The sequence below is a fragment of the Agrobacterium albertimagni AOL15 genome, from assembly GCF_000300855.1.
GTDB lineage: Bacteria > Pseudomonadota > Alphaproteobacteria > Rhizobiales > Rhizobiaceae > Allorhizobium > Allorhizobium albertimagni.
The window spans coordinates 19776-32052 of sequence record NZ_ALJF01000001.1 but is presented as its reverse complement, the minus strand read 5'-3'; the positions used below and the strand labels follow the sequence as shown (position 1 = coordinate 32052).

10 protein-coding genes and 2 pseudogenes are annotated in these 12277 nt (G+C 59.1%); 4 read left to right on the top strand and 8 right to left on the bottom strand.

Going from position 1 to position 12277, the window contains the following annotated elements; translation table 11 throughout:
* Window positions 1-499 precede the first annotated feature (499 nt).
* Window positions 500-767, bottom strand: a pseudogene (locus QWE_RS25650) (cold-shock protein).
* 224 nt (window positions 768-991) lie between these two features.
* Between QWE_RS25650 and QWE_RS00150 the strand changes: the two are divergent.
* On the top strand, window positions 992-2893 hold the full coding sequence (locus QWE_RS00150) for a diguanylate cyclase (protein ID WP_006724021.1): 1902 nt from the start codon (window positions 992-994) through the stop codon (window positions 2891-2893).
* 54 nt (window positions 2894-2947) lie between these two features.
* Here QWE_RS00150 and QWE_RS00145 read toward each other — a convergent pair whose 3' ends face one another.
* The 4 genes from QWE_RS00145 to QWE_RS00130 all read right to left on the bottom strand — a co-directional run bounded on the left by QWE_RS00145 (window position 2948) and on the right by QWE_RS00130 (window position 6701).
* Window positions 2948-4480, bottom strand: coding sequence for a sensor histidine kinase (locus QWE_RS00145; protein WP_006724020.1), 1533 nt, complete (start codon window positions 4478-4480; stop codon window positions 2948-2950).
* A gap of 420 nt (window positions 4481-4900) precedes the next feature.
* Window positions 4901-6046: a site-specific integrase gene (locus QWE_RS00140; RefSeq protein WP_006724019.1), complete on the bottom strand. Its 1146-nt coding sequence runs from the start codon at window positions 6044-6046 to the stop codon at window positions 4901-4903.
* A complete protein-coding gene (locus QWE_RS00135) occupies window positions 6043-6447 on the bottom strand; it encodes a type II toxin-antitoxin system VapC family toxin (protein ID WP_006724018.1) in 405 nt (134 codons plus the stop codon). The genes QWE_RS00140 and QWE_RS00135 overlap by 4 nt, the downstream gene beginning before the upstream one ends.
* Window positions 6444-6701: a type II toxin-antitoxin system VapB family antitoxin gene (locus QWE_RS00130; RefSeq protein WP_006724017.1), complete on the bottom strand. Its 258-nt coding sequence runs from the start codon at window positions 6699-6701 to the stop codon at window positions 6444-6446. The genes QWE_RS00135 and QWE_RS00130 overlap by 4 nt, the downstream gene beginning before the upstream one ends.
* Before the next feature lie 182 nt (window positions 6702-6883).
* Here QWE_RS00130 and QWE_RS00125 point away from each other — a divergent pair, with 182 nt between their 5' ends.
* The 3 genes and pseudogenes from QWE_RS00125 (at window position 6884) to QWE_RS00115 (ending at window position 9765) form a co-directional block, all read left to right on the top strand.
* Entirely contained in the window at window positions 6884-8026 is a 1143-nt protein-coding gene (locus QWE_RS00125) for an RHE_PE00001 family protein (RefSeq protein WP_040299137.1), read from the top strand.
* Window positions 8027-8172: 146 nt separating this feature from the next.
* Window positions 8173-8529, top strand: a pseudogene (locus QWE_RS00120) (DUF4172 domain-containing protein); the annotation flags it as partial.
* Between the two features lie 342 nt (window positions 8530-8871).
* Complete coding sequence (locus QWE_RS00115) at window positions 8872-9765, top strand: LysR substrate-binding domain-containing protein (protein WP_006724014.1); 894 nt, start codon at window positions 8872-8874, stop codon at window positions 9763-9765.
* Between the two features lie 49 nt (window positions 9766-9814).
* Here QWE_RS00115 and QWE_RS00110 read toward each other — a convergent pair whose 3' ends face one another.
* The 3 genes from QWE_RS00110 to QWE_RS00100 are packed head-to-tail and all read right to left on the bottom strand — an operon-like array spanning window position 9815 to window position 12273.
* Window positions 9815-10651 (bottom strand): ABC transporter substrate-binding protein, encoded by an 837-nt coding sequence (locus QWE_RS00110; RefSeq protein ID WP_006724013.1) that lies wholly within the window; start codon window positions 10649-10651, stop codon window positions 9815-9817.
* A gap of 30 nt (window positions 10652-10681) precedes the next feature.
* Window positions 10682-11470, bottom strand: a complete 789-nt coding sequence (locus QWE_RS00105; protein ID WP_006724012.1) for an amino acid ABC transporter ATP-binding protein — start codon at window positions 11468-11470, stop codon at window positions 10682-10684.
* Window positions 11467-12273 carry an amino acid ABC transporter permease gene (locus QWE_RS00100; protein ID WP_240532481.1) on the bottom strand — a complete coding sequence of 269 codons (807 nt, stop codon included), beginning with the start codon at window positions 12271-12273 and terminating at the stop codon, window positions 11467-11469. Before QWE_RS00100 ends, QWE_RS00105 begins: the two co-directional genes overlap by 4 nt.
* Window positions 12274-12277 lie beyond the last annotated feature (4 nt).

The following is a 12277-nucleotide window of genomic DNA, read 5'->3' as shown; positions in this document are numbered from 1 at the left end:
ACTTCGTGCTTTGCGCTTCACCATGTCAGTGTCGTTCCAATCGAGGGCCATGAGCATGATCAAAAAACAAGGGGCTTGAAAGGAGCGCAGGAGCTACTAATTCGCGCGCATGATCCACGACGTTGCCAAAAAATTGAATTCAGTTCTGACAGCTGACGATCTGGCACTGCTGGAGAAAGCCTTTGCGCGTGTGTGCGAACTCCGCGACATCTCTCAAACATCGCCGCCGGCGCAGGAAAGCGCCAAAGTGCTGATAAACCTATATAAGAGCGGAATTCGAAACAGGTTCCAACTGGTGGCGATGCTGACGGGGCAAAGGTTTCCATAGGGAACTGTTGGCCCAGCATTGAGCTGGTTAACCCTGCCGATTGATAAGCCGTAAATCGGAATGGCACAGTCATGCCAACACCGACAACATTGTTAGCCTTGCTCACAAATGAAGCATGCGCGACCACTCATGTATCACCGAATGGTCGCGCATAAAGTCCTATCTGGCGGCTCAATTCACCGAGACGTTTTCGGCCTTGGATTTTCCCGGCTTTTGGTCCTGACCCATTTCGTAGCGAACCTTCTGACCGTCCTTCGACGCCTCGCCGAAGCCTACCGCGTGGATATGCCCGAAGACGTCCGGACGCCATCAGCCGGGGAGGGATGAAGCCGAAGCCCTTGTCCTGAGCAAAGAATTCTGCTGTTCCGGTCGCTTTGGCTACCTCGTTGGTGATTGAGACGCTAACCCAAACCGCCACGCGTCCGAGCAGCAACGGCATCCAGTCAGGGCACCGGGACAGGCGGACGAATCCGACAATCGGACGGACTGAGACTTTAGGCGAGGATCGCTGTTCATAAACCGCTGCTTTAGGTTTTTGGCAGATATTGGGAATGAACTGTGTTGGCGGTTTGGGCCTTGTCACTGCGCCCCCATGGGCGAACGAAAGCGCAGCGTCGTCTCTTCCGGTTGAGTGTTCGAGGCGTGGCGTGACGGTGATTGAGTATGGATGACGTCTGGAAAGTTCTTGCTGGCAATCTCGCCGCAGTGGCATTGATCGTCTCGATCTGGACACATCTTTCCTATCGCTTTTACCAATTGCCCCCCAAGCTTCGCTGCGCCGGCCTCGGGGTCACAATGGGCCTGGCGGCGATGGCCTCAATGCTACTTTCGGTGCGCTTCGGTGTCGGGGTCATCTTCGACCTTCGGCTTGCGATTATCGAATCGGCCGCGGTATTCGGTGGCCCTGGAGCTGCATTGATCACAGCCATAATGGCTGCGAGCTTCCGCTTTTATCTTGGCGGGGCAGGGGTCGTGCCCGGCTTGATTGCTATCGGTATTGTGTTCCTTCTAGGAAGCTCACTCTGGTTCTTCGGCGGACGCAAGCCGCTGAGCCATGCGCCGTCGATCCTGAGTGCCGCTGTGCTTGCAGGCTGTCTGTCGATCGCAGTACTTGCGCTGCTTCCCCAAGCAGATTTCCAGCGAGCGGTTGAGCAGGTGGGCCTGCCGATCGTCGTTCTGAATTTTGCGACGACCGCCGCTATTGGCTTTTTCCTGGCATATTTCCGCCGGTTCACGCTCGAGCGCGACATTCTATACGCAGCTCTCACCCAGGCTCCCGACTACCACTACGTCAAAGACCTGAACCATCGTTTCGTCGTCGCGAACCTCAACGTTGCTCGCCACAATGGGCGCTCGCGGTCGTCCGAGATGGTCGGGCTGACGGATCGGGACCTCGCTCCAAGAGAGAGAGCCGAGCAATTGATGGCAGTAGAGGCCGGTGTCATGCGAACCGGCCAGCCCCTGGACCATTTCGAGGAGTTCTTGATCGAAGACGGAAAGCCGCCCCGATGGTACTCGACCTCGAAAGTCCCCTTGAGAAACCGCCAAGGCGACATGGTCGGTCTGGCCGGTGTGACGGTCGACATCACTGAGAAAAAGCTGCTTGAGCATGAACTCCGCTCCAGCAGAAACATCATGGCGCAAGCCATGACCGAAATGTCCGATGGGCTCGCGATGTTCGGCCCGGATGGGAGAGTGGTGTTCTGCAACGAGCAGTACCGCGCGCTGTTCCCGAAATCGGCTTACGCCCGCAAGGAAGGCGCACACATCACCGAAATCGTCAGGGCGACAGTGCGCAACGGTGAGCGCCAGGATATGCCCATCGATCTCGATGAAGACAGCATTCAGGCTGCTGGCCAAACGCTCTTCATCAATAAGGACGAAGTGATCCCCCTCACGGACGGCCGCTGGTTGTCCTTGAGAACGCGGGTGACTGAAGACCAACACGTACTGGCACTTGTGTCCGACATCACCGCGATGAAGCAATCTGAGCTTTCGCTCAAGAATCTTGCCGAGCGGATGAAAGGCCTTGCCGAAACAGACGCATTGACTGGTCTTGCCAATCGGCGATCCTTCGATGAAGGGCTGGAGCGCGAATTTGAGGCAGCCAGGCAGATTGACCGACCTTTGTCTGTGCTTCTGATCGATGTCGACAGATTCAAGGCTTATAACGACTGTTACGGTCATCTTGAAGGTGACAGCTGCCTCAAATCAGTTGCTCGGACCATCGCTGCTGCGGCCTGCCGCTCTGGCGATCTAGCAGCTCGGTTCGGTGGCGAGGAGTTTGCCGTTCTTTTGCCCGATACCGACAGCGACACGGCGATCAAGATTGCTGAGAAGGTCAGATCGTCCATCCGGGACCTCGGCATGGTTCACGAAGGCAGCGAGTATGGGATTGTTACCGTCAGCTTGGGTGCCACCGTCTTCACCCTGGATTCAAGAGTCGCTAACCCGGCCGAACTCGTGGCACGGGCCGACCTGGCACTCTACCAAGCAAAGGATGCAGGGCGGGATCGCGTCGGGTTTCAGAGACTGGCTGAAGAGCGCGTGAAGAAGCCGGTTTAAAACCTTGTTGAGCACGAATACGGGCTGCAACACACCCATCTTTTGAATTGCCTCTTAAACCAGTGTCACGGTCGCCGAGAACTGCGTACCGGCCTGAGACTGAATTTCATAGGTCCCATCCAGTTGGCGAACTGATCCGTCTATCAGACGCGTGCCCGTTCCAGACGAAACCGCGCTGGCATCGAAGCCCACACCCTCATCACTGATGGTCAGGAGACTTTTTCCAGGTTCCTCTGATGGGGTTAGAGCAACCAACAAGCGACCCTCATCACGGTCAGGGTAGGCGTACTTGATCGCATTCGTTACAACTTCATTCACCAGCAAGGCCAGTGCTGTCGCCTTGTCTGCTGAAACTGGCGCAGATTGCAGTTCAAACTCGACATGAAACTTTGCATCGTGGGCCGAAATCGCGCTGCAGACCACAGCGCGGATGAGCCCTGCGGCATCGATCTCAGCATATGCGTCGTGCTTGTAGATCTGCTCGTGAACCGCGATCATCGACTTGATCCGGCTGCTGAGCGCTTCAAACCCTTCTGATCCCCGCATCTGGAGTCGGACCAGTGACATTACGGATTGCAGGTTGTTCTTCACCCGGTGATGGATTTCGCGCAGAAGCATCTCGTTGGTTTCGAGCGCTTTGGCGAGTTGCGCCGATTGCTGTTCTTGAGCCCTCAGGAGGTGTAGGATCCACCATCCAGCAATGGCAGCACCGCCGATGATTATGAACGCCACTAAACCGAGCATCACCAGCGTCTGCCGAAACGGTTGAATGAGAAACTCGTAGTCTGCTGCGGCCACAGCTATGAAAGGTGTCCCTTCCACACGACGATATGCAACTACGCGCCTCACTCCGTCCATTGGCGACGTCTCTGCACGATACGTACCTGCCGGCGCTTCCTTCAGATACTTTGTGAAGAGGATGTAGCCGGACATGTCCAAAGTCGTCTCGGGCAACGGGTAGCGCGCGACCAGCATGCCGTCATCTCGAACAAAACTGATGGCATAGTCGCCACCGAGATCCACTGTTTCCCAGATCGGCCGCGTGATGTCCGCAGGAACGGACACCATGATGGCGCCCATGAATCTACCTTCTCGCACGATGCGTCGACTGAAAACAAAAATCTGCTCGCCGTTGAGACGGCTGATGAGGAGGGAGGAAACATACTCTATCTGTCCATCCCTTACGGCTGTGAAGTAGTCGCGATCCGTGATGTTGACGGGCTTGATCTCGGGGTCCGTTGAATAAAGGGTTCGGCCTTCAGCATCGACAACATAGGCCTGAACACCGCTCGGCAATCCTTGGGTCGCCACGTCCATATCACGGATATTGCCGTCGAACCTCAGATCCGTGAGGCGAAGTGCATCGTCAATCCGGCGAGCCGTCTGGGTACCCATCTGATGGATCCAAGACACATGACTTGCGACGATTTTTACAGACGCAACGGCGCGCTCTTCGGCACGGTTGATCGTCGCGAAGTAGGATTGTGCGGCCCATGTACCGAGTATGGACAAAAGCGCGACCAGAGCCGCCGCTGTCGCAGCCGCTGCGACCTTCGACACAGATCGGGTAGACTCGCCTATTGTCACCGCCCATCCTCCCGATGATGTCCGGTTGCTGAGTTACGACGATAGCTAAAGAGAGGGAGCTCAAAGATCAACGGGAATCCAAACAGCTCAGTCGGAGAGCGAGACCGGTGTGTTGTCGATCCAGTTATAGGCCGCTTGGACCAGGTCGAGGTCGGATGCGTGACTGACCGCAGCAGTTGCGACGACCATTTGGGCTACCGCATCTGCTATGTCCCGGCGGTTGCGATCATCGGCCTTGAGAACAATTTCCTTTAGCTCAGCTGCATCTCCTCCTGCGGCGTAGAACAGGCGATTGCTGCCGTCATAAGCCTCTCGCGCTTGTCCGGGGTGAGGGCCACCTGCCGTAAAGGGTCCAGCGCTCCCAACCGTTCTACGATGCGGTTTTGCAATTCACTCATCTATGCTCCCTCATCCATATGGCTAGTCCATCAACCGAGCAGCGCGGCCGCTGCGCCGCTGGGCACTGTTGTAGTAGCTGGACGCCTGCTGAACGGATCGATGCCGCGACTGCTCCATCGCTTCGGGAAGAGGAATGCCACGATTGGCGGCTTCTGTCAGGTAGCCGGAGCGCAGGCCATGCGCTGAAAACTCCGCCGGATCGAGGCCAGCCAGTTCAGCCCGATGCTTGACGATGTCATTGATGGCTTTCGGGTCAAGCGGTCGCCGCGAGACATTGCCCCAGCGATCGATGGCTCTGAAGACACTGCCCTTGTCGATCTTGGCTGCGTTGAGCCATGCGTTGAGGGTCTCGACCGGGCGGCCGGTGAGATACACCACTTCGTCGTTCTCTGCGCCACTGGTCTTGGTGCGGCCCAGATGAACAGAAACAGAGGGCAGGGGAGGACCGCTCTCGACCTCGATGGGCTCCTCCGGCTGCAACTGTTCTAGTCTGAGGGCCGCGATCTCGCTGCGCCGTCTACCCCCAGAAGCAAAGGCTACCATCAGGATGGCCCGATCTCTCACATCGCGCAGACTACCGTTGGCACAGGTCGCTAGGAGCTTTTCGAGTGTGTCTCCGGTGACCGCCTTCGCGCTCTTTCGCTTTCTCGGTCGCGGCGTAGCTCGGATAGAAAGTCTGATGGCGGATCGGAGGGCAGGAGAGCCGAAGAAACCCTGAAGCCCGCGCCATTTCGTCAGCGTCGACCAGGTGGCGAGCCGCCGGCGCACGGTGTCAGGTGCGTGCGGTCCGATAGTACGGAGAAATCCCTGTAACCGAAGTTTATCCTCGATATCTTTTGGCATCCCGTGTTCAGGATCCGTCAGACGCTTCTCCGCGTCCCAAAGGTGGTGAGCAACGAATTTAAGGAGGAGCGCTTCAGGGGCAGGCCAGGGAAGCGAACGGCCAGTCGCGGCCAGCGACCAAGCCTGTATATAGGCGAGGTCGGAAGCGAGCGCGCGCAGAGTGTTGGCGCCCATACCCTCGTTTACCAGATGACGCAGTGTCTCGACATCCTGGTCGGTTAGAAGTTCCGCGAGTTCGTCACGACGCTCCATAGGCAGGACAGCCGCGATGGTGTCGAGCGTATCGAGGCGATGGGCAAGGGCTGTTTTGCGTGGAGCAGTCATTCAGTAGAAGATGCCGGATGGAGCTTCAGATCCGTCTGGCTGAAATCGCGACCCTTGAAGAGCAGGGGTGCCTTGGCAACCGCAGATACGGCATAAGAGAAGCAGTCACCCATGTTCAGACTTGCGGGATGTTGCCCCTTGCCAAATCGCTCGAACGCCTTTTCGGCCGCGAGATAATGCCGCTCTCCGAAGGCGACTGCGGTCACATTGGGCAAATCAACAAGCTGTTTGACGATGTCGCCGGCGTTCGAAAATTTCCGGCCAGCAAGCACCATGCGCGCCTCAACGAGGGTCGGCCAGCCAACAAGGATCTCCTCTTGAGATACAAGCGAATGGAAGAGGGTTGCTTCCGGCTCGTTCAGCGAAGTCGCAAGGATCACCGAGGTGTCGATGACGATCATATAGGCAGGCCGTTTTCGTCATAGAAGTCGTCATGGGCAGACGTCGTGCCTGCAGGCACAGATTGCCGGCCCTCGGCCATCAATCGCCACAAAGCATCAGCCGGCGTCTCGTCGGCCTTCTCGCGCAGTTCCTGTTCGTATCGCTCAAGTGCAAGCTCGACGAGGCGGTTGATTGGCTGGCCGGTGCGACGGGAAAGCGCGTGCGCCAGATCGCGTGCCTTGCTACTGCGAATGGAAAGCTGGGGTTCGGACATGGCGGTTCTCGCTGTTCTGATGCGCAGAATATAGGCGCTGAGCCTTGAGATGGCAACGATGGAGCGCCAGATGTCTAACCTCCGATAAGGGTTACTTATCGGAGGTTAGAAACCTTCGGATCATCTATAGAATGTAGGGAACCGTAATGTGACCGTAGCTTTCTGTTAACGAATCATTTACCATAATTTCAATGTCTTACGATCTCGCAAAATTGCCCATCCAGAGCCTGCTGCGGCCGATCTCCGAGGCAGGGGTTGCTCTTGCCCGTCTCGATGAGAGCATCGCCCGCTCTCCGGTCGGCGAGGGCTTTCTTGAGCGCTCGCATTTCCTGGAAGCGCATGCCTCGCTCTGGGTCGACGGTGAACTCGTTCATCTCGAGGACCTCGTCCTGCATGATGCCCTTCGCGACATCCGTGCCCCCACCCACGAGCTCACCATTGCCCGCGACATCCTGAAAACCCGACGCCGCATCGCCGCCAATCCCGCCACCTGGGCACTCTCTGCTCAAGGCCTCACCTCCCTCCGCGGCCAGCCGTGGGCCGGAGCATCATTGGGTGGAGGCGGGGAGGGTGTGCCGGATGGGAGTGGTGAGGTGAGCGAAGCTCCGGTTGGGGTAGGGGAGGCGGAGGATCCCGACATTGATGGCCTGGGTGATGCGCTTGCCGCGATTGATGCAGTGCTTGCGCGCTCCGAGGCCGCGATCGAAGGGGCGAAGAAGTCGGGTCGCGCCAAAAACGTTCCGGACAAGGATCCCTTCGTCTACGATCTCGACTGGGATGAGGACGAGCGGCTGGAGGAGTGGCAGGCTGTGTTGGCTCGTACCCAGGATCTGCCGCCGGTCCTGCAGGCCATCGTCGCGCTCGATGCCTGGAATGAAATCGCCGTGCTCCAGCATGCGCCCTGGCTTGGTCGGCTGCTGGCCGCCTCCATCTTGCGTGAGGGTGGCGTTACCAGTGGCGTCCACCTCGTCGCTATCAATCTCGGGCTCAAGGCCATTCCCGTCGATCGGCGCCGGCATCGTGATCGGGAGACGCGGTTGCTGGCGATATCAAGGGCGCTGATCATTGCCGCCGAGACGGGGTTGAAGGAGCATGATCGCCTGGTGCTGGCGCGGCAGATGATGATGCGCAAACTTGAGGGACGCCGGACGTCATCCAGGCTGCCGGAGCTGGTCGAACTCGTCATGGCGCGGCCGCTGATCTCCGCCGGCATGGTGGCAAAGACGCTTGAGGTGACGCCGCAGGGAGCGCGGCGGATCGTTCAGGAGCTGGGGTTGAGGGAGATGACCGGGAGAGGGAGGTTTCGGGCCTGGGGGATTATCTAGGTGATCCGACCGTCGCTGGGGGTCCCCAACATTTGATCGCTGATGCTTCAGTCATGAGCAATAACTTGTGGCGATGAGCGACAGACAAGCTTGCATTAGCTGATATACGGCGCGTTTGTGAGTTATAGAGTGGTTGGCTATCACTCATGGAATGGAACTGGCAAGAGACTGATTGGCTAGATTTCCGGCATGACGCCGCAAGCCTGATGTCGTTGGCGCGGAAATTCCTCCAGGCCGCCGGCGAGGCCATCGGTGCAGTTCGACATTTCAACGATGACGACAGCTACCAACTTCGCATTGAGCTGCTCAGCGACGAAGCAGTCAAGACATCAGAGATCGAGGGGGAATCTCTTGACCGGGTAAGTGTCCAGTCATCATTACGCCGGCAGTTTGGGCTCGACGCCGATGATAGACAGGTACGCGTCCAAGAGCGTTGAATCGCCGAGATGATGGCGGTTGTTTATCGAACCTGGCATAGGCCATTCGGTCACGAGGGACTGTTCCGCTGTATTAGGACGTTCTTGTCAAAGGGCGTCCTGGGTTGCGCAACAATCTGGCTGCATTGCGGCAATTATTTCCGCTCGAGATCGGCAGGCCGGAGGTGCGGCGAGCATTCCCAGGTGGCAGCTGAGCGCCGTCCACTCGGCCATAACGGCGGTCATAGCACCTGCCTGGAAGCAGACATCGCCCCGCCGCCTCACGTCGCCTGTGCGCCAAAAGCAGCCACTGGCGCGCATTGGGAATATTGCCTATGGTGCCATGCGTTCATTTCGTTGCTTGTCCTGACGACTGTCCACGACAAGACACGGCTGCGCATCAATGTCGCCAATTGAAAGCAAGCAGGCGTGAATTCGCGAATACCTTCGACAGCAGGCCTTAGGGTCCTCATCGCACTGGCTGAACGAGGGTCGACGGTCGCAGCGGCCGATGCGGTGAACCTCTCCCAGAGCGCGGTCAGCAAGCAGTTGTCGAAGCTCGAGGCCTCGGTGGGCCAGAGCCTCTTCATCCGGCACACGTCAGGTCTACAGTTGAGCGAAGCTGGGCATATCTACCTGGAACAGGCCAAGATCGCCTTGCAGGCGCTGGAGGACGCCGCGCTTCGGGTGGCGCGTCTCTCGAGCGATCCAGACGTCCTGCGCCTCCATCTGCTGCCGATCCTGGGTGATCGCTGGCTACTGCCGCGATTTTCACGATTTACCGAGCGATATCCGACGATCGACGTCCAGTTCACGAGTTTTGAGACGCCCGGTCAGGCCGAACCCGATGCGGCCTTTCGTTATGGTGTGCCGCCGTGGCGCGGGCAGACGGCCGATTATCTGTTTGGCGCCGATGTCGCTTTGGTGGGGGCGCCCGAGTATATCTGCAGGGTGGGTGGGCTGGAGGTTCTTGATGACATCGGGCGCTTCACGCTTCTGGAGCATCCGCAGACGCCGAACTGCTGGCAGAACCTGCGCGCCGCGCTGGCTTTGCCGGCGGAGGCGCCCGAGCCTCGCCACTATGTGCGCTTCGGTTTCTATACGCTGGTCATCCGCGCTGCGATTGCGGGTCAGGGATTGGCGCTCATCCCACGCGAACTGATCGTCCGGGAACTTGCTTCGGGTGATCTGGTCAATCCGGGCGGGCTCGGTTTCGAAAGCCCCAACTGCTACTGGTTCACCCGACCTGCGGACCGGACGTCCCGCCGCGCGCTCAACCTATTCCATGACTGGTTGATGGAAGAGATCACACGGCGGGACTAGCGGCTGGACCGGGATGACGGGGCGTCACGCTGGTCTGGAACGCTTTGGCCTATTCGCCCTGGTTGAGGGCGATCGCGTCGATCTCGTTGGCGGCGAGACCGTATTCGGCGAAGATTTCGGCATAGCGGCCGCTTTCCTTCAGTCTTTCGAGAGCGCCCTGTACAGCCTCGCGGATCTGGACGCCTTCCTCGGTCTTGAGGAAGGGAATACCGGCGAGCGAACGTGTAAAAGGCTCTCCGAGCAGCACATAGGTGTCGGGCTCCAGGTTCTGGAAGTAGGGAAGGGTTTCATTGCCCTGCACGGCCGCGTCGAGACGCTGGCTCTTCAACTGGGTGCGTGCATCGACCGAACCTTCGGTACCGATGACTTCGATCGGCGTCAGGCCCTTCGCCTCGCAGTTTTCCTGGCTCCATTCGGCGATGTCTTTCGGCCAGTTCGTGTTGCGTGAGGCGCCGACGCGCTTGCCGCACAGGTCAGCGGTGCCGGTGATGTTTTCCGACACCGCCTTCAGGGTGTAGAACTGGGCACCGGAGACCATGTAGTCGACGAAGTCGACGGTTTCCCGGCGGGACGGAAGGTCGGACATACCGGCCATGGCCATGTCGACGCGACCCGTCTGCAGCGAGGGCAGCATCTGAACGAATTCAGTTTCCTGCCACTCGATCTTGACGCCGAGCTCTTCGGCAATGGCTTCGCCAAGCGCGATGTCGAGGCCCTGGAGCGTGTTCGTCGCCGGATCCTTGTAGACGATCGGCGCGTAGTTCGGATTCGTCGCCGCAACAATGGTGCCCGCGTCGCGGATACGCTGTGGCAATTCCTGGGCGCCTGCGAAGGTGGCCGTGGCCACCAGGGCGGTACCGGCGATCAGAAGTGTTTTCAATGACATGTTCAGTTCCTCTCTTGTTATAGGCCGGCCTTACGACAGCACGGCCGCTATGAAGTCTCTTGTCCGCTGTTGCGAAGGTTCCCCCAGGACCTGGTCCGGAGCGCCGGTCTCGACGATCCGGCCGGCGTCCATGAAGATGACGCGATCGGCCACCTCGCGCGCAAAGCCGAGCTCGTGGGTCACGACGATCATCGTCATGCCACTGGCGGCAAGGTCGCGCATGACAGTCAGCACTTCGCCGACCAGTTCGGGATCGAGCGCGGATGTCGGCTCGTCGAACAGCATCAGCTTCGGCTTCATGGCCAGCGCACGGGCGATCGCCACACGCTGCTGCTGGCCACCCGACAGCTGTGCGGGATAGGCGTCATGCTTGTCCGACAGACCGACCCTTTGCAGCAATGCGATGGCCTCCTGGCGCACCTCCTGACGTGGTCGCTTGAGGACCGTGACGGGGCCTTCCATGATATTCTGCAAGGCCGTCATGTGATTGAACAGATTGAAACGCTGGAAGACCATGCCGCAGGCGAGGCGCTGACGCGCGATGGCGCGATCGTCCAGTTCGTGAAGCGTGTCTCCGTCCTGACGGTAGCCGATCAGCTCGTCGTCGATCCAGACCGCGCCGCGATCGAAGCGTTCGATCTGGTTCAGGCAACGGAGCAAGGTCGACTTGCCCGAACCCGAGGGGCCGATGATGCACAGGACTTCACCGCGCATGACGTCGAGATCAACCGCATCGAGGGCCGTCAGGCTTCCGAAGGTCTTGGTGACCTTTCGCGCGGACAGCAGCGTCTGCGTCGATTGTTTTGGGTCCAAGCTCATTCTCCGCGCCCCCGGTTGGCCTGTCCGCGCGAAAAGCGGCGCTCCAGAAAATGTTGTCCGAAGGACATCACCGAGACCACGGCGATGTACCAGATGGCGGCCACGATCAGGAGCTCGATGACGCGGCCGTTGGCGAAGTAGATCGTCTGCGCATTGCGCAAGATCTCGGAGAACTGGATGACCGAGGCCAGCGAGGTCAGCTTGACCATGCTGATGAATTCGTTGCCGACCGGCGGGATGATCACACGCATGGCCTGGGGCAAGACGATGCGACGCATGATCGTCGGGCGCGCCATGCCGATCGACTGGGCGGCTTCCGTCTGGCCCTGATCCACCGACAGGATGCCAGCCCGCACGACTTCGGCCGTGTAGGCGCCCTGGTTGATCCCCAGTCCAAGGAGTGTTGCCATGAAGGGAGTGATGACATCGACCGTCCGGAATTCGAAGAGGCCAGGGATCCCGAGCGTCGGAAACACCAGCGCCAGGTTGAACCAGAGCAGGAGTTGCAGGATCAGCGGCGTGCCGCGGAAGAACCAGATGTAGCCCTTGGCGGAGTAATGCAGCACAGGGTTCGGCGACATGACCATCACGGCGAAGAGGACGCCGAGGGTGATGCCGAGTGCCATGGCGGCGATGGCCATGATGATGGTGTTGACGAGGCCAAAGAGGATGGCCGGCGCGGTCAGGAACTGGGCGACCACGGACCATTCGATCTGGCCGAGCGCAAACGCCCTGACGATGCTGCCAATGGCGAGAAGAATGAGCGCCGTCGCCAGCCATCGTCCGTAGTGACGGCGTGGCATGATG

Excerpts from the sequence above, each read along its gene's own strand:
- QWE_RS00150 (WP_006724021.1), top strand. The coding sequence starts at position 992 with ATGGATGACGTCTGGAAAGTTCTTGCTGGCAATCTCGCCGCAGTGGCA.
- QWE_RS00140 (WP_006724019.1), bottom strand. The coding sequence starts at position 6,046 with ATGACTGCTCCACGCAAAACAGCCCTTGCCCATCGCCTCGATACGCTC.
- QWE_RS00135 (WP_006724018.1), bottom strand. The coding sequence starts at position 6,447 with ATGATCGTCATCGACACCTCGGTGATCCTTGCGACTTCGCTGAACGAG.
- QWE_RS00130 (WP_006724017.1), bottom strand. The coding sequence starts at position 6,701 with ATGTCCGAACCCCAGCTTTCCATTCGCAGTAGCAAGGCACGCGATCTG.
- QWE_RS00110 (WP_006724013.1), bottom strand. The coding sequence starts at position 10,651 with ATGTCATTGAAAACACTTCTGATCGCCGGTACCGCCCTGGTGGCCACG.
- QWE_RS00105 (WP_006724012.1), bottom strand. The coding sequence starts at position 11,470 with ATGAGCTTGGACCCAAAACAATCGACGCAGACGCTGCTGTCCGCGCGA.
- QWE_RS00100 (WP_240532481.1), bottom strand. The coding sequence starts at position 12,273 with ATGCCACGCCGTCACTACGGACGATGGCTGGCGACGGCGCTCATTCTT.